Source organism: Paraburkholderia sp. GAS32, assembly GCF_050434225.1.
Lineage (GTDB): Bacteria > Pseudomonadota > Gammaproteobacteria > Burkholderiales > Burkholderiaceae > Paraburkholderia > Paraburkholderia madseniana.
The window spans coordinates 51,437-67,883 of record NZ_JBNPVS010000003.1; the positions used below are offsets into that span (position 1 = coordinate 51,437).

A 16,447-nucleotide genomic window follows, 5' to 3' on the forward strand; every position below is an offset into this window, starting at 1 on the left:
ACCCGGACAGCATGTCGTCCAACAACAAAGCAGGAGACAGCTCATGTTCAATCCTCTACGTCACACCGGCAAGACCGCGCTTTGCATTGCGCTAGTCGCGATCAGTTGTGCCGCGTCCGCGGCGGGCCTGAAAAGCGGCCTGAAGATTGCCTTCGTGCCGAAGCAGATCAACAACCCCTATGAAGTGATTGCGGACGACGGCGGCATGGCCGCGATCAAGGAGTTCAGCGGGGTGGGCAAGGTCGTGGGACCGTCGGATGCGGGCGCCTCGTCGCAAGTGCAATACATCAACACGCTGATCACGCAGCGGCAGGACGCGATCGTGATCGCGGCCAACGACGCGAACGCGGTCGTGCCGTATCTGAAGAAAGCGATGTCGCAAGGCATCAAGGTCGTGACCTTCGACTCCGACACGGCGCCTGAAGGCCGTCAGCTTTTCGTCAACCAGGCGAACGCGGAGGGTATCGGGCGGGGACAGATCCAACTGGTCGCGAAACTGATGGGCGGCGAGGGTGAGTTTGCCGTGCTGTCGGCCACGCCTAACGCGACGAATCAGAATACGTGGATCAAGTGGATGCAGGAGGAGTTGAAAAAGCCCGAGTACTCGAAGATCAAGCTCGTGAAGATCGCGTATGGCAACGACGACGACCAGAAGTCGTTCGTCGAAACGCAGGGCTTGTTGCAGGCGTATCCGAATCTGAAGGCGATTGTTGCGCCCACCACGGTGGGCATTGCAGCGGCGGCACGTTATATCTCGTCCTCGTCGAGCAAGGGCAAGGTACAGGTGACCGGCTTGGGCACCCCGAATCAGATGCGTGCGTTCGTGAAGAACGGGACCGTCAAGGCGTTCCAGTTGTGGGATCCGAATCAGTTCGGCTATCTGGCGGCTTATGCGGCAGCGGCGCTGTCCTCGGGGACGATTGCCGGCAAGGAAGGCGAATCGTTTGATGCCGGCAAGCTCGGCAAGCGCACGATCGGCCCGCAAGGCGAAATCATTCTCGGACCGCCGACCACGTTCGACGCGAGCAATATCGACAACTTCAATTTCTAGGCAGCGAGCGGGGCGCCGCAATTCGGGTACGGGATATGCGTGCCGGCCGGGCCAACCGGGAGCCGCTGCGGATATGCGCGGGAGGCGTTGGCGTGAACTTTAAGACCTATACTATGAATCGGTAAATCGACCGTGGGCGTAGCGGGTCCGAACTGCTATCTTGAGTGAGCGCCGTTCGGACCACGGATGATCATTGACGCAGCAGTTGGCGGTCGCGGTTTTCGGCGAGGACGGAGGCGAGCAGTCAGAACGGATGCCGTACACGCAGATAAATCCCTGCTTAGAGGTGCATGATGATCGGAATGACGTGGCTTGTTGTGGCTGACGGAGGCCGTGCGCGTGTTTTCCAGACGCCGGGACTCACGCTCGACTTGCATGAAAAAGAAAGTCTCATCAACACTGAATATACCGGCACGATGCTGACGGAAAAGGACCGCGAGAAATTCGCGAAGCGCGTTGCCGCGTATCTGGAGGCAGGGCGGCTCCATCAACTCTACAATCGGCTAAGACTTGCCATCGAGCCGAAGTTTCTCGGCATGGTCAAAGCGGATCTCAGCGAGGAAACCCGTCGATTGATATTCGAGCAAACCAGCGAGGATCTGTCGACGCTCAATGCCCGGCAAATTGAGGCGCACCTGCGGCGACACTGATCGGCCTTCACACAGTCAACCCGACCTGGCCACGGATCGTGGCCTCGCAGGGTTTCTGTGTTGACGTGTTATCTACGCGCTGGTTTCCGAGCTACCCGATTCCTCGGCATCACGGAACCAGGTTTCCGCATGAGACCGCTCGGCAACCCATGAGCGAGACGGCGGCGTGTTGAACTCGCGATCGATGAACCGGCATCCCCATTCGACCCCGTCTCTTGCCGCCTCCTCTTCGGTTAGCCACTCGGGTTGAACGGTCATGGGACGAATATCGACGACTGTTCGGGTGCCGTGACTCACACTGACACTTGCGATCCAGGCGCCGAGCTTGTTGCGCTCAGGGCGCACGGCGATTTCGTATTCGCCGTAAGAAACAGTGCGTGTTGGCATCGTTTTCTCCTTTGCAGCGGTCATGATCGATATCCGCCCGCAACGCAGCGTGCGGGCCTCTCTTCTAGCGCCATCATGCCGTAACTCCAGCAGTCCGACACGCGGATTATTGAGGTTCAGTGACAAACCGGTAGGCGTATTTCACCAATATCTAGCATCGGAGAAACCCATGTTCATATGAACATGACTTGCTCATAGACTTCGAGTACAAAAGAATCGTGAGGCTCACACTTTTCGGTTGACGGGAGGTTTCATGGCACAGAATGAACTTTCGTATCGGCGGTTCCAGATCGCCGCAACGATCTCACCGCTGCAGGGTAACCGGGGGATCGTCACGGTCGATGTCACAACCTCGGATCAGGAACGCATCGCCGATCTGGGAACGGCCCGCTTTCTCCATGTGGAACGATGGGTCGAAAGAAATGAGCCCGCTTTCCTTCAGGTCGTTGTGGACGAGTGCAAGGTCGCTATCGACCACTATGCGGACAACGTCGACGATAGTTGATTCTCGGTATCTCGCATGAGGTATTGCCATGCAGCAGGAATTCGATTTCTACATCAACCTGAAGAAGCCGACACTGGGCCTCTATGTGCGCACGGGAGCGGGCCTCCCCGACCTCGTCGACACAAGTGACTGGCAACTCAATGGACACGTGTGGCAAAGCGAGCTGGCGCCAGACATTCTGAATGGGCTCGAGGCGAACGGCCATGCGTTTCAGGAACTGGGTGCGTGATCGTCCATACCACGGTGAATCGGTGAGTAGAGCACGCCGTTCCGAAACGGTCGAGATAGCACTTTGATCTCTACAAATTAGTACTATTCTTGCCTTAGGCTGGCTGAAAGTGCGCTGTCGCCTGATATAGGGCGAGGGAGAGAACCATGTCGGAGCAGCAGGGCACGTTGAGTGACGAGTTCATCGCGCAGCAGCGCAAGCGCCTCCTCGCGCTACGCCAGGAACTGTTGGGTGGAGAGGAGAATACGATCGCGAACGAGCGAACAGCCGAGGAGCAGCACGGCGACGAAGCGCACGAGTTCGAGGACGAGGCGCAAGGCATGGCGCAGAACGAGGTCAACCAGGCGCTGCACGACGTGAACGACCAGCGCATCAACGACATCGAGCGGGCGCTGCAGAAGATCGACGAGGGGACCTACGGTCTCTCCGATGCGAGTGGTGACCCGATACCGAAAGCCCGGCTCGAAGTCGCCCCGGAAGCGATCCTCACCGTTGAAGAGCAGAGCCGTCGCGAGACCGGCAAATGATGGCGTCCAACGCTGCTGTGATGTCGGGAATGGCCGTGATGCGGTCCTGAAGCCGGGCCGCGAAATCCTGTTCCATGAGGCCCCGGTGGCAGATTGCGCCAATGCCTATCATCGGAAAAACCAATGTTCCATTATTCACAAACCCCTCATAGAATCCAAGGGCGGATTTGGGGTTTCGTTATGCTAATCATGTTGATATCGACGTTGTAACCGATCCGTATTGTTCAGACAGTGCTCGTCGAGCACGAACACCTGCTCCGCGCCGATGCTTAAACCGCGCTCGATGAGCTATCACTATCACGGGTCCCCGGTTATTGAGCCAGACAAACGGACCATGAACAGAAACTCAGCTGACCTGTTGGCGAAGCCCGCCAAGCCTTCGCAACTCATATGACCGCGCCCCATAACCTTTTACGTAGCCGGATGCCTTAACCGAAAAGGTGACTCCCGATGCCAGCCCTCTGCGAAATCTGTAATGCCCGACCCGCTGTCGCCCGTGTAACCGTTGTGCAAAACGGGGAGCGGAAATCCTTATCGATCTGCGACTACGACTACCGGCAACTAATGCGGCATCAAAGCATGCAGAATCCGTTCGATTCATTGCTGGGGGGCGGCGGCCTGTCGCGCTTCTTCGGCGGCATGGAGGATGGGGCCGAGGACGATGACGCTGGATACGCCGAAGTGCCGCGTGAATCGGTCGATGCCACGGATGCTTTCAGCGAGCAGACGCTCGAATTGTTGCAGCGCGCCGCGGAAAAGGCACACGAACTTGGCCGTAACGAACTCGACACCGAACACCTGCTGTACGTGCTCGCGGACACGGATGTGTGCGCGGCGTTGCTGAAGGAACTCAAGCTCTCGCCGCAGGATATCAAGGCTTACATCGATCAGCATGCGCAGAAGGGAAAGGGCGATCCTGACTCGCCAGTCGACAAGATGACCGTGTCGCCTCGTTTGAAAAAGGCGTTCCAATATGCGTTCCAGGCGTCGCGCGATCTGGGGCATTCATACGTTGGCCCGGAACATCTGCTCATTGGGCTTGCTGCCGTGCCGGACAGTATCGCGGGCACATTGCTGAAGAAATATGGCGTGACGCCGGAAGCGTTGCGGCAGAAAGTCGTGAAAGTCGTCGGTAAGGGGGCGGAGGACGGTCGCGTCGACGCGCCAACCGGCACGCCCAACCTTGACAAGTTCGGGCGCGACCTCACGGCGATGGCACGTCAGGGCAAACTCGACCCGGTGCTCGGCCGCGCGCAGGAAATCGAAAGCACGATCGAGGTGCTCGCGCGGCGCAAGAAGAACAACCCCGTGCTGATCGGCGAGCCGGGTGTCGGCAAGACGGCGATCGTCGAGGGCCTGGCGCAACGCATCATCAACGGCGACGTGCCTGAAGTGCTGCGCGGCAAGCGGCTCGTCGAAGTCAACATCAACTCGATGGTGGCAGGCGCGAAGTATCGCGGCGAATTCGAGGAGCGCGCCAAGCAGTTGATCGATGAGGTCACGGCCAAGAAGGACGAACTGATCCTGTTCATCGATGAACTGCACACGATCGTGGGCGCGGGACAAGGCGGGGGAGAAGGCGGCCTCGACATCGCGAACGTGCTCAAGCCCGCGCTTGCGCGCGGCGAGCTCAGTCTGATCGGCGCAACGACACTCAACGAGTATCAGAAGTACATCGAAAAGGACGCAGCGCTTGAGCGGCGCTTCCAGCCGGTGTTGGTGCCGGAACCGACGGTCGACCAGACCATCGTCATCCTGCGCGGCCTTCGCGACAAGCTCGAGGCACACCACCAGGTGACTTTCGCCGACGATGCGTTCGTTGCGGCGGCCGAACTGTCGGATCGCTACATTACATCGCGCTTTTTGCCTGACAAGGCCATCGACCTGATTGACCAGGCGGCGGCACGCGTGCGCATCGGCGCGACCTCGCGTCCCGCGGCCATCCAGGAGCTCGAAGCCGAAATCGCCCAGATGAAGCGTGAGCAGGATTATGCGTCCTCGCGCAAGCGATTCGATGAAGCGAAGGCTTTCGAGGCAACTATCGGCGAAAAGCAGGCGAAGCTCGACGAGCAGATGGAAGCATGGCAGCGCAAGACCGGTTCGGAGACGCTCGAAGTGACCGTGCAGTCAATCGCCGAAGTGGTGTCGCGTCTTACCGGCATTCCCGTCACGGAACTCACGCAGGAAGAGCGCCAGAAGCTGCTGGATATGGAGAAGAAGCTGCGCGAACGCGTGGTAGGCCAGGACGACGCGGTGATTGCCGTGAGCGATGCTGTACGCCTGTCACGTGCCGGACTCGGCCAGACGAACCGGCCGATCGCGACGTTCCTGTTCCTCGGACCCACGGGCGTCGGCAAGACCGAACTCGCGAAGGCGCTGGCAGAAACCGTGTTCGGCGACGAGCAGGCGGTTGTTCGTATCGACATGTCCGAGTACATGGAGCGTCACGCGGTTGCACGGTTGATCGGCGCTCCTCCGGGCTACGTCGGTTACGACGAGGGCGGGCAACTGACCGAGCGCGTCCGGCGGCGCCCTTACTGCGTGATCCTGCTTGACGAGATCGAGAAGGCGCATCCCGACGTGTACAACGTGCTGCTGCAGGTGTTCGACGACGGGCGGCTGACCGACGGCAAGGGCCGTGTGGTGGACTTCAGCAACACGATCATCATAGCGACGAGCAACCTCGGCGCGTCGATCATCATGGACAACCTCGAAAAACCCGAGGGGGATCGCCAGGCCGAGAAAGCAATCCGCGAGGAATTGATGGGGGTGCTCAAGGGGCATTTCCGGCCCGAGTTCCTGAACCGGATCGACGAGATCATCGTCTTCCACGGGCTCTCGCGCGACAACATCCGCTCGATCGTGCAGATCCAGCTCGAACGGGTCGTGCGCACCGCCGCCGCGCAGGACATTACCCTCAAGATAGACGAATCGGTTGTCGATCACCTCGCCGATGCCGGTTACCGGCCGGAGTTCGGTGCACGCGAGTTGAAGCGCCAGATTCGTCAGGAACTGGAAACGCGGCTTGCGAAGGAGATTCTCAGCGACGCCTTGAAGTCCGGCGACAGCGTCGAGGTCAGTTACGACAAGGACAGCGGCGAAGTGAAGTTCAGCAAGAGCGAGGCGCCGCCTACGCCTAAGGCGACGGGCGCGAAGGGTAGCAACGGACGTGTGAAGAAGAAGCCGTCCAAAGAGGTCAGCAGCGCCGAGGCAACGGTAGGCGCCCATTCGAAGGGATGAGGTGCGTAACCCTCTGGGAGACGCCGCTACGTCATCGCCGGCGGCGTGCGCACTCCCAGTCTGGGCGATACAGGCGCTGTGACCGCACATGTACTGTGTGTACTGTGCACGCTCGCCACGGGCCGATCTGTACCTTTCGCAGCGTATCAACCCAGCTAGACTGATTCCGTATTCACGCTTTATGCCGTGAGGCGACGTACCCTCAATCTGGATAGCCATCAGGCATCCTAATAAAGGCCATGGAGCATCAAATGACCACACGACGAGAAGTTCCTGGAATCCGACCATATGACGGACCCGCTGGCGGTTGGGGGGCGCTCCGGGCGACAGCTCAAGCGGTCCGAACCCAAATGGAAAGCATCGAGGCGCCGATCACGTTGATGCGGACCAATCAGCCCGACGGTTTCGATTGTCCGGGTTGCGCGTGGCCTGACAAGGAGCACAAGTCCACGTTCCAGTTCTGCGAGAACGGCGCCAAAGCGGTCACATGGGAAGCGACGACCAAGCGCGTGACGCCGGAGTTTTTCGAGAACAACACGGTGTCGTCGCTGCTGCAACGGACGGATTACGAACTGGAGGATCTTGGCCGGCTGACGCATCCGCTCGTCTACGACCGCGCCACGGACAAATTCCGGGCGGTCGAATGGGAGGACGCATTTGCTCGCATTGGTGAAGTGCTGCGGGGATTGTCCTCGCCCAACGAAGCCGAGTTCTATACCTCAGGCAGAGCGTCGAACGAGGCCGCCTACCTCTTTCAGTTGTTCGCGCGGGAATATGGCACCAACAATTTCCCGGATTGTTCGAACATGTGCCACGAGCCGACCAGCGTTGGCTTGCCCCAGTCGATCGGGATCGGCAAAGGCACGGTATCGCTGGATGATTTCGACAAGACCGAACTGATCCTCTCGATCGGCCACAACCCCGGCACGAATCACCCGCGCATGATGGGGACGCTCCACGAATGCTCGCGGCGCAACGTGCCGATCATCGTGTTCAATCCGCTGCGCGAGCGCGCGCTGGAGCGCTTCGCCGATCCGCAGAGCGTTTTCGAAATGGCGACCTTTGCGTCGACCCGAATCGCGTCGACCTATTTTCAGCTCGACGCCGGCGGAGACGCCGCCGCGCTCAAAGGCATCATGAAGGCGCTCCTGCAGATGGACGCGGAACAGGGCAACACTGTCCTGGACCACGAGTTCATTGCAACGCATACTCAAGGGTTCGACGCGTTTGCGGCCGATCTGGAAGCGACGTCATGGGACGATATCGAAAAGGCCAGTGGACTCACGCGTGAGGATATCGACGAGGTTGCGATTGCCTATGCAAAATCCAATGCGACGATTGTCACGTATGGCATGGGCGTTACCCAGCATAACAAGGGCACCGCCAATGTCCGTCTGATTGCGGATCTGTTGTTATTGCGCGGCAACATCGGCAAACCTGGCGCGGGCATCTGTCCTTTGCGCGGGCATTCCAACGTGCAGGGGAACCGCACTGTCGGTATCACCGAAAAACCGTCTGCCACCTTCCTCAAGCAGATCGAAGATGTATTCGGCTTCAAGCCGCCCGCCGCGCACGGACACGATGCCGTCCAGGCGATGCAGGCGATGATCGACGGTACGGCCAAGGCCCTGATTTGCCTGGGTGGAAACTTCGCAGTCGCGTTACCCGATTCCGAGCAGTGCTTTCCGGCAATGGGTAAGCTCGATTTGAGCGTTCATCTCGGTACCAAGCTCAATCGTTCGCACCTGCTGGTGGCAAAAGAAACGTACGTGCTGCCTGTGGTGGGGCGCACGGAACTGGATATCCAGGCGACCGGCCGGCAATCCATTACGGTCGAGGATTCCATGTCGATGGTCCACGCTTCTTCAGGCAAGCTGAAGCCTGCTTCCGAACACCTGCTATCCGAGCCGGCGATCGTCGCCGGTATTGCGCGAGCTGCGTTGCCGAACAGCAAGGTGGCATGGTCGGAACTGGTTGCCGACTACGACAAGATTCGAGACCTGATCGAGCAAACCGTGCCGGGATTCGAGGCATTCAATGCCCGAATCAGGGTGCCCGGAGGATTCCGTATGCCGCTTCCTCCGACGGAACGCGTGTGGCCCACGCCGTCAGGCAAGGCGATGTTCTCGGTGTACGGCGGGGTGAAGGAAGATGCAGACGTTTTCGGCGCTGAAAATGTGCTGCGTCTCATCACGATCCGCAGCCACGACCAGTACAACACCACCATCTATGCCATGGACGATCGTTACCGTGGTGTGTTCGGCCGGCGTGACGTGCTGTTTATGAACGAAGACGATCTTGCCGCACGTGGACTCGAGCATGGCGATCTGGTCGACATTGAAACGATTTCAGCGGGCAGGCAGCGTAGCTTGAAGAAGATCACCGCAATCGCCTACAACATCGCGCCGGGTTCGGTGGCGGCCTACTATCCGGAAGCCAACGTGCTGGTGCCACTCGACTTCATTGACAAAGAGAGCGGCACGCCGTCGTACAAATCTGTTCCAGTTCATGTCGTGCGTTCGGCAGAAGCCTGACTTGAAGCAAGCTTGACGGGTCGATCAACCTTACGTGCGCGTCCGGTTGATCGACCTGCAGGATAGCGGGCGTGAACGCCGTTTTACGCAAATGCTGTTATCACCTGGAGTCATTGACCAATTATGGAAATCTTCGATGCATTCCACCTTGCCAGGCTGCAGTTTGCGTTCACCGTTTCATTTCACATTATTTTTCCCGCGATCAGTATCGGCATGGCGAGTTTCCTCGCCGTGCTGGAATGGCGCTGGCTGCTCACCGGCGACGTGGCCTACAAGGACATGTTCCAGTTCTGGTCGAAGATCTTCGCGGTCGGCTTCGGAATGGGGGTGGTCTCGGGCGTGGTGATGGCCTACGAGTTCGGCACCAACTGGAGTGGATTTTCCAGCGTGGCCGGCAACGTCACGGGGCCGCTCCTGACCTATGAGGTGCTGACGGCGTTCTTTCTCGAGGCCGGCTTTCTCGGCGTCATGCTGTTTGGCTGGCAACGCGTCAGCCCACGCGCGCACTTCTTCGCCACGCTAATGGTTGCGGTGGGCACGCTCATTTCCACGTTCTGGATTCTCGCGTCGAATAGCTTTATGCAGACGCCGCAAGGATTCGCCATCGAGCATGGTCGGATCGTGCCTGTCGACTGGATGAAGGTGATTTTCAATCCGTCGTTTCCGTATCGCCTCGCGCATATGACCATTGCCGCGTTCATCGTCGCGGGCTTCATTGTTGCTGCGTGCGGTGCGTGGCATCTGTTGCACGGCCGGCGCGACAAACCCGTCACGCGTAGTTTTTCGATGGCGCTGTGGATCCTGCTTTTCCTGACACCGATACAGATTTTCGTTGGCGATGCGCACGGACTCAACACGCGCAAATATCAGCCGGCCAAAATCGCGGCAATCGAAGGCCTGTGGGAAACCGAGCACGGGGGCACCGCGCTCAACCTGGTCGGCCTGCCCGACATGAATGCGGAAGTGACGCGATATACGATCCAGATACCGCATCTGGGCAGCCTGATCCTGACTCACAGTTGGGATGGCGAGATTCGCGGCCTGAAAGAGTTTCCGCCGGAGGACCGTCCGTATTCGCCGATCGTGTTCTGGACTTTCCGGGTCATGGCGGGTCTCGGCATGCTGATGCTGTTGACGGCGCTGCTTGGCTTACTGCTCAGACTGCGTGGCCGTCTCTACGAGACGCGCTGGTATCAGGGTTTCGTCCTGTGCATGGGACCTTCTGGAATCGTGGCGCTATTGGCGGGGTGGATAACGACGGAGGTCGGCCGTCAACCCTGGACGGTCTACGGTGTCCTGCGTACAGCGGACTCCGTCTCGCCGGTCAGTTCCCAGCAAGTCGGCGTTTCCCTGCTGATCTTTGTGCTGGTGTATTTCCTGGTGTTCGGCATGGGTTTCTACTACATGATGAAGATGATGAAACGCGGACCGGAGGAGCACGTCGAGCGCCGCGAGTCCCGCCGGCATCCGGTCCTGCGTAATCGCCCGTTGGACGCACTGGAAGGGGAGTGACACCATGCAAATCGATCTTCCTGTTGTGTGGGCCGCGATCATCGGACTCGGCGTTTTCATCTACGTGATGCTGGACGGCTTCGATCTGGGCATCGGCCTGCTGTTTCCGTTTTTCGAAGAGAAGGGCGACCGGCAAGTGATGCTCAATACCATCGCGCCCGTCTGGGACGGCAACGAGACATTCCTCGTGCTCGGCGGCGCCGGGCTTTACGGGGCGTTCCCGGTGGTCTATTCGACGCTGCTGCCGGCGAACTATCTCCCGCTGATCCTGATGGTCATCGGCCTGATCTTCCGCGGGGCGGCCTTCGAACTGCGTGCCAAGGCCGTCAGGACCCAGCACGCGTGGGATCTCGCCTTCATTGGCGGTTCCGCGCTCGCGGGGCTTTGCCAGGGCATCGTGCTGGGGTCGCTGCTGCAGGGCATCAAGATCGTCGATGGCCGCTTCGCCGGTGGGCCGTTCGACTGGCTCTCGCCGTTCAGCCTGTTCTGTGGAATCGGCGTGCTCACTACGTATGCGACGCTCGGTTGCGGCTGGCTTGTCCTGAAGACCGATGGAGAATTGCAGCGCAAGATGCGCGAGGTGATGCGGCCGCTCGTGAGCATCCTGCTCGGGGTGATGGTCGTCGTGAGTCTATGGACGGTAATCGGCTTGCCGGCGGTTGCACATCGCTGGTTTGGAAGCGGCAATCTCGGCTGGTTCCTGCCGGTGCCGATTCTTGTTGTCGCCTGTGTGTGGGGCGTCTTCCGTTCGCTTCGCCAGAAGCACGAGGCGACGCCGTTCCTGCTCACGCTCGCGCTGTGCTTTCTCGGCTATAGCGGCTTGCTCATCAGTATCTGGCCGAACATCGTTCCGCCGTCGCTGACGATCTGGGAAGCCTCGTCGAGCCACTCGAGCCAACTGTTCGCGCTGGTCGGCACGGTGATCGTACTGCCGATCATCCTCGTCTACAACGTCATGCAGTATCGCGTGTTCCGGGGCAAGGTGCGGGAAGGGGATGCCGGTTACCACTGAGGGTGACGGCGAAGTCAGACCATTAAAAGAGCACATTATGATTGTGAGGCCAGGGCAGAACTGGTTCCGGCTGCTGTTTGTCTGGAACGGTTCCGTGTTGCAGTCGATTATTCCGCAGTTGGTTTTTATGGCGGCCGTCAGTAGTCTCGCTGTGATGACGCAAGGGCGCATTTTCGGCGAAAAGATCCCGCTCAATACGGCGCCGTTCACATTGTTTGGCCTGGCCCTTGCGATCTTCCTGGCGTTCCGCAACAACGCAAGTTACGAGCGGTTCAATGAGGCGCGCCATCTCTGGGGCAGCATCCTGATCTCGGCGCGGGCGCTGACTTCGCAGATGCTGTGTTATGTCCCGCGGAGCGATCACCACGTTCAAATGGCTCATACGCTGATTGCGAGTGTGTACGCGTTGAAGCATCAACTGCGTGGGACCGACCCGACTTCGGATCTCGTTCGCTTTCTCGGACGCACGCGAACCGAGGCATTGCAGCACACCTGCTACAAACCGACCGCGTTGCTCAATGAGCTTCGCCGCGACTTTGCCGATCTGCAAAGTCGGGCCTTGATGTCGGATACCCAGCTCTGGATGTTGGACGCGCAGATCAACGAATTGGGAAGAACCGTGGGGGGCTGCGAACGGATCGCCTCCACGCCGATTCCATTTGCCTACAGTGTGTTGCTGCACCGCACCGTCTACGCCTATTGCGTTTTGCTGCCGTTCGGTCTGGTCGATTCGACGGAGTTCTTCACACCGCTTCTTTGCGTTTTCATTTCCTATACGCTCATTGCGCTTGAAGCGATCGCTAGCGAAGTCGCCGAGCCTTTTACAGTCGCGCCGAATGCGCTGGCGCTTGACGCCATGACCCGCAACATCGAACGATCGATTCTTGAACTGTGTGGCTGTGAACTTCCCGAGGAGGTGGTACCGGTGCGCGCGTACCAACTGACTTAGAGCGCGTTCTTCGACGCATCCGGTCAGCCTGCCCGGCAGGACGCGCGTCAGCCTCGCCGTCGTACCCGATACGGCGCACGAACTGTACTCCTGAAATTCGGCACAGACTGTGCGTCCCGCAGGCAGGGCCGACGCACTATCCTGCCAGCAGGTCATTGACGGACCGGCGGCTGTCCCGGTCAGACAGATCGACTGCCGGCAACGCCACATCCCGCCGCCCACCTTCGGATAGATCGTGAACATCGTCCACCAACCCATACTCGCCGACACAGCATCGCGCCATGGCGTATCCGCCGGCGCTGTCACGACCACGCTCGACACGCTCGATCGTCCGCTGCGGGATCTACGTCTGTCCGTCATCGATCAATGCAATTTCCGCTGTACGTACTGCATGCCGCGGGAGACCTTCGGCGCAGACTACCGGTTCCTGCCGTCTTCGGAACGCCTGTCGTTCGAACAGATGCTCAAGCTCGCGAAAGCATTCGCGCTGCTCGGGGTGGAGAAGATCCGCATCACGGGCGGCGAGCCGCTCCTGCGGCGTGGACTCGAATCCCTGATCGAGCAACTCGCGAAACTGACCACACCCAGCGGTAAACCGCTGGAGCTCGCGCTGACGACAAACGGCTCCCTGCTTGCCGCAAAGGCGCGTTCGTTGCGCGACGCCGGCCTCGGTCGCGTGACGGTGAGCCTCGATGCCGTGGACGAAGCCGTATTCCGCCGGATGAGTGACGTCGACATGCCTGTGTCGCGAATCCTGGACGGGATCGAGGCCGCGCGTGCGGTGGGACTCGACCCGGTCAAGGTCAACGCCGTGATCGAGCGAGGCGCCAACGACAGCCAGATCCTGCCGCTCGTGCGGCTGTTCAAGGGCACCGGCGTGGCGGTGCGCTTCATCGAATTTATGGACGTTGGCGGCGCGGGCGGCTGGTCGAACACGAAGGTGATCACGGCTCGCGAGACGCGCAACATCGTCGAATCGGCGTTTCCTCTCGTCCCCGTCGTCGTTCGCGAACAGACGGGCACCGCGGTCAACTATCGCCATGCCGACGGCACAGGCGAAGTCGGCTTCATCGCGAGCGTGTCCCAACCGTTCTGCGGGTCGTGTTCGCGCGCTCGCGTATCGGCCGATGGTCAACTTTATTCATGTCTTTTCGCCACACATGGCACGGACCTCAGGCCCTGGCTCACTGAGGCCGCTTCAGTCGAGCAGCTGGCTGGGGTCGTCCGCAGCCGGTGGATCCAGCGCGACGATCGCTACTCCGAGCTTCGCTCGACACCGCGCAGGCCAGGATCGGGGAAAGCCTATCCCACCGTCCGCATGTCGCTGGTCGGCGGTTGACGCCTGGCGAGTCCTTGCGAAGCAGACAGAGACCGGAGTTCTGCCATGACAACACCGTCGCCCAGCGATCGCACACAGCCTGACGCGGCGCATGCCGGCAAGCGTGCAATCGATCCAGCGCTTGTGCAGGCCACCATCGCGTCGGGCTTCGAAGTACGGGTCCAGTTTCAGCCGATCGATATCCAGTCGGAAATCATGCCGGTCACGCGCAATCCCAACGTGGGCGCCATCGTGAACTTCCTCGGCGTGGTGCGTCATTGCGGTGATTTCGACGACTTAGTCGCACTCGAGATCGAGCACTATCCGGGGATGACCGAGCAGTCGTTCAGCAGCATCGTCGAAGAAGCTATCGCACGATGGCACCTGGAGGCGGTGAAGATCGTGCATCGGGTGGGCCGCGTCGCGCTTGGCGAGGCGGTGGTGCTCGTCGTGGTCGCCGCGCCGCATCGCAGGGCGGCATTCGACGCGTGCGAATTCCTGATGGACTTCCTGAAAGCCCATGCACCGCTGTGGAAGAAGGAAATCCGCCGTGACGGCGAGGTCAGATGGGTCGAGGCCAAGACGCGCGACGAACAGTCGATGCTGCGGTGGGGGTGATGCGCGATTCGCTCACAACGTGCGCCCACATCGTGCTGGCAACAGGAACAGACGAATGAAACTCACTATCAGATATTTTGCTAGCGTTCGTGAACAACTCGGCATCTCGCAGGAGATTGTGCACATTGACGCGCCCGAACTCCCCGTTGACTGCCTGCGGGTCAGACTCGCGTCGAGAGACGAGCGGATGGCCGAGGCACTGCGCGCGGGCCGGCCGCTCCGCACAGCCGTCAATCACGAGATGGTCGCCGACACGTTTGTCGTGCGCGAGGACAGCGAAATCGCGTTCTTTCCGCCGGTCACGGGGGGCTGAGGCTCCCCCCCTCAAGATCCAGATCGGGCCGCTCGGAGTTCACCCGTGCCCCACACGCGCTAAGGTCGTGGCCAGCGTATCAGCGTGCCGCTACCGGGCGCACATCGCGACGAGCTTGCCCACAGTAATCACCGCCTGTTCGATCTCGCTTGACCAGGGGCTGCTGTAATTGAGGCGGATGAAGTTCCGATAGGTCGTCTCCGAGACCGAGAACATGTAGCCCGGTCCGATGGTGATACCTTGATCGAGCGCGAGGTTATACAGCCGCATGGCGTCGACCTTGGGCGGCAGTTCGATCCACAGCACGTATCCGCCCGCGGGATTGGACATGCGGGTGCCTTCAGGAAAGAAACGCGAGACGGTCGCCTTCATCAGATTGGCCTGCTGCGCATACGCTCTGCGAACCCTTCGCAGGTGATGCTCATAGCCATCGCGCTCGAGGAATTCCGCAATCGCCATTTGCGGAATCGACGGAGAGGTCAGCGTATTCAGGAACTTGAGTTTCTCGACCTGATCGCGATATCGGCCCGGCAGCGCCCAACCAATCCGGTAGGCTGCCGTGAGGGTCTTCGAGAACGACCCGCAGTGCAGCACCAGCCCCTTCGTGTCGAAGGACTTCAACGTGCTGGGATGCGTGTTGTCATAGTGAAGCTCGTTGTAGACCCCATTCTCGATGATCGGAATGTCCCGCTTCGTCAGGAATTCCACGAGTTCGCGCTTGCGTTCGTCGGGCATCAGAAAACCCAGCGGATTCTGGAAGTTCGGCATGACCATGCAGGCCGTGATGGTCTGCGACTCCACGATGGCGGCGAGCGCTTCAATATCGATGCCGTGCTCCGGATGCGTCGACACCTCGATCGCTTTCATGCCCATCCGTTCGATCGCGTGGAGCATCGCGTAGAACGTCGGTGACTCGACCGCGATCACGTCGCCGGGCTTCGCGACCGTCTGCAGGCACAGATTGATCGCCTCAGTTGCGCCGACCGTGATGATGATCTCGTTCGGATCGACGGCCATGCCGTTCTCGAGGTAGCGTCGCGCGATCTGGCGCACAAGGGCCGCATTGCCGGGTGGCAGCGCGTCGGTCACGCCCCAGCGCGTCTTGCCGCGTCCCGCGTCGTAAGCGTAGCGGTTGAGCCTTTCGAAGGGAAAGAGGCCAGGGTCGGGGTAGGGCGAACCGAGCGGCACGGCATCGTCGACACCGATCGAGCGCAAGGTGGACAGCACCAGCCGGCTGACGTCGACCGGCGACGAGATCGGAATCGGCTTCGATGGCCTGAGTTCGAGCGTTTTCCGTTCGCCCCCTTCGCCCCTGAAATTGACGAAATAGCCCGACTGAGGCCTCGCCGTCAGCAAACCGCGGCTTTCGAGCAGCAAATAGGCGCGGATGACAGTCGTCACGCTGAGCCGATGCTGCTGGCTGGTCTGCCGTACCGATGGGAGGCGTTCGCCATGCCCGTACACGCCTTGCCGGATCAGCTTCTCGATGTCATCTGCCAGCTTCTCGTAGAGATTCATCGGACGATTCCCTTAGCGTTCCGCAGCGGCACGTTGTATCGACCTCTCCCCCGGCTGGCACGCGCTCGCCTCGCCATGCGGCCG

The 16,447-nt window shown here is 60.2% G+C and carries 15 protein-coding genes; 13 read left to right on the forward strand and 2 right to left on the reverse strand.

The features are described from left to right. Positions 1-43 precede the first annotated feature (43 nt). A complete protein-coding gene (rhaS, locus tag P3T25_RS04160) occupies positions 44-1,051 on the forward strand; it encodes a rhamnose ABC transporter substrate-binding protein (RefSeq protein ID WP_429357568.1) in 1,008 nt (335 codons plus the stop codon). A 290-nt stretch (positions 1,052-1,341) separates the two neighbouring features. Then, the gene (locus tag P3T25_RS04165) at positions 1,342-1,701 is read left to right on the forward strand and encodes a host attachment protein (RefSeq protein WP_233464729.1); all 360 of its coding nucleotides are present in this window, start codon (positions 1,342-1,344) and stop codon (positions 1,699-1,701) included. A gap of 72 nt (positions 1,702-1,773) precedes the next feature. Here the strand turns inward: P3T25_RS04165 and P3T25_RS04170 are convergent, their stop codons facing one another. Further along, on the reverse strand, positions 1,774-2,112 hold the full coding sequence (locus tag P3T25_RS04170) for a DUF6566 family protein (RefSeq protein ID WP_233469066.1): 339 nt from the start codon (positions 2,110-2,112) through the stop codon (positions 1,774-1,776). Between the two features lie 229 nt (positions 2,113-2,341). On the opposite strand from P3T25_RS04170, the gene P3T25_RS04175 reads away from it, so the two are divergent. The 11 genes from P3T25_RS04175 (at position 2,342) to P3T25_RS04225 (ending at position 14,845) form a co-directional block, all read left to right on the forward strand. Next, positions 2,342-2,593 carry a hypothetical protein gene (locus P3T25_RS04175; protein ID WP_154558420.1) on the forward strand — a complete coding sequence of 84 codons (252 nt, stop codon included), beginning with the start codon at positions 2,342-2,344 and terminating at the stop codon, positions 2,591-2,593. 28 nt (positions 2,594-2,621) lie between these two features. Continuing rightward, complete coding sequence (locus P3T25_RS04180) at positions 2,622-2,822, forward strand: hypothetical protein (RefSeq protein WP_154558421.1); 201 nt, start codon at positions 2,622-2,624, stop codon at positions 2,820-2,822. Between the two features lie 146 nt (positions 2,823-2,968). Next, complete coding sequence (locus P3T25_RS04185) at positions 2,969-3,349, forward strand: TraR/DksA family transcriptional regulator (RefSeq protein WP_154558422.1); 381 nt, start codon at positions 2,969-2,971, stop codon at positions 3,347-3,349. 450 nt (positions 3,350-3,799) lie between these two features. Then, positions 3,800-6,589 (forward strand): AAA family ATPase, encoded by a 2,790-nt coding sequence (locus tag P3T25_RS04190; protein ID WP_429357569.1) that lies wholly within the window; start codon positions 3,800-3,802, stop codon positions 6,587-6,589. 251 nt (positions 6,590-6,840) lie between these two features. Next, positions 6,841-9,123 (forward strand): FdhF/YdeP family oxidoreductase, encoded by a 2,283-nt coding sequence (locus P3T25_RS04195; RefSeq protein ID WP_429357570.1) that lies wholly within the window; start codon positions 6,841-6,843, stop codon positions 9,121-9,123. 123 nt (positions 9,124-9,246) lie between these two features. Further along, on the forward strand, positions 9,247-10,635 hold the full coding sequence (locus P3T25_RS04200; RefSeq protein ID WP_429357571.1) for a cytochrome ubiquinol oxidase subunit I: 1,389 nt from the start codon (positions 9,247-9,249) through the stop codon (positions 10,633-10,635). A 4-nt stretch (positions 10,636-10,639) separates the two neighbouring features. After that, positions 10,640-11,647: a cytochrome d ubiquinol oxidase subunit II gene (cydB, locus tag P3T25_RS04205; protein ID WP_154558426.1), complete on the forward strand. Its 1,008-nt coding sequence runs from the start codon at positions 10,640-10,642 to the stop codon at positions 11,645-11,647. Positions 11,648-11,684: 37 nt separating this feature from the next. Continuing rightward, the gene (locus P3T25_RS04210) at positions 11,685-12,596 is read left to right on the forward strand and encodes a bestrophin family protein (RefSeq protein WP_154558455.1); all 912 of its coding nucleotides are present in this window, start codon (positions 11,685-11,687) and stop codon (positions 12,594-12,596) included. A 235-nt stretch (positions 12,597-12,831) separates the two neighbouring features. Further along, positions 12,832-13,935, forward strand: coding sequence for a GTP 3',8-cyclase MoaA (gene moaA / locus P3T25_RS04215; protein ID WP_168435555.1), 1,104 nt, complete (start codon positions 12,832-12,834; stop codon positions 13,933-13,935). Between the two features lie 45 nt (positions 13,936-13,980). Continuing rightward, positions 13,981-14,532, forward strand: a complete 552-nt coding sequence (locus P3T25_RS04220; RefSeq protein ID WP_408517078.1) for a molybdenum cofactor biosynthesis protein MoaE — start codon at positions 13,981-13,983, stop codon at positions 14,530-14,532. A gap of 55 nt (positions 14,533-14,587) precedes the next feature. After that, positions 14,588-14,845, forward strand: coding sequence for a MoaD/ThiS family protein (locus P3T25_RS04225; protein ID WP_154558428.1), 258 nt, complete (start codon positions 14,588-14,590; stop codon positions 14,843-14,845). A 90-nt stretch (positions 14,846-14,935) separates the two neighbouring features. Here P3T25_RS04225 and P3T25_RS04230 read toward each other — a convergent pair whose 3' ends face one another. Continuing rightward, the gene (locus tag P3T25_RS04230; protein ID WP_429357572.1) at positions 14,936-16,363 is read right to left on the reverse strand and encodes a PLP-dependent aminotransferase family protein; all 1,428 of its coding nucleotides are present in this window, start codon (positions 16,361-16,363) and stop codon (positions 14,936-14,938) included. Positions 16,364-16,447 lie beyond the last annotated feature (84 nt).

What these genes read in the sequence shown, in the direction of transcription:
- P3T25_RS04210 (WP_154558455.1), top strand. Translation starts at nt 11,685, where the DNA reads ATGATTGTGAGGCCAGGGCAGAACTGGTTCCGGCTGCTGTTTGTCTGG.
- P3T25_RS04175 (WP_154558420.1), top strand. Translation starts at nt 2,342, where the DNA reads ATGGCACAGAATGAACTTTCGTATCGGCGGTTCCAGATCGCCGCAACG.
- P3T25_RS04225 (WP_154558428.1), top strand. Translation starts at nt 14,588, where the DNA reads ATGAAACTCACTATCAGATATTTTGCTAGCGTTCGTGAACAACTCGGC.
- P3T25_RS04165 (WP_233464729.1), top strand. Translation starts at nt 1,342, where the DNA reads ATGATGATCGGAATGACGTGGCTTGTTGTGGCTGACGGAGGCCGTGCG.
- P3T25_RS04220 (WP_408517078.1), top strand. Translation starts at nt 13,981, where the DNA reads ATGACAACACCGTCGCCCAGCGATCGCACACAGCCTGACGCGGCGCAT.
- P3T25_RS04170 (WP_233469066.1), bottom strand. Translation starts at nt 2,112, where the DNA reads ATGACCGCTGCAAAGGAGAAAACGATGCCAACACGCACTGTTTCTTAC.
- P3T25_RS04185 (WP_154558422.1), top strand. Translation starts at nt 2,969, where the DNA reads ATGTCGGAGCAGCAGGGCACGTTGAGTGACGAGTTCATCGCGCAGCAG.
- P3T25_RS04230 (WP_429357572.1), bottom strand. Translation starts at nt 16,363, where the DNA reads ATGAATCTCTACGAGAAGCTGGCAGATGACATCGAGAAGCTGATCCGG.
- P3T25_RS04180 (WP_154558421.1), top strand. Translation starts at nt 2,622, where the DNA reads ATGCAGCAGGAATTCGATTTCTACATCAACCTGAAGAAGCCGACACTG.
- P3T25_RS04200 (WP_429357571.1), top strand. Translation starts at nt 9,247, where the DNA reads ATGGAAATCTTCGATGCATTCCACCTTGCCAGGCTGCAGTTTGCGTTC.
- rhaS (WP_429357568.1), top strand. Translation starts at nt 44, where the DNA reads ATGTTCAATCCTCTACGTCACACCGGCAAGACCGCGCTTTGCATTGCG.
- P3T25_RS04190 (WP_429357569.1), top strand. Translation starts at nt 3,800, where the DNA reads ATGCCAGCCCTCTGCGAAATCTGTAATGCCCGACCCGCTGTCGCCCGT.
- P3T25_RS04195 (WP_429357570.1), top strand. Translation starts at nt 6,841, where the DNA reads ATGACCACACGACGAGAAGTTCCTGGAATCCGACCATATGACGGACCC.
- cydB (WP_154558426.1), top strand. Translation starts at nt 10,640, where the DNA reads ATGCAAATCGATCTTCCTGTTGTGTGGGCCGCGATCATCGGACTCGGC.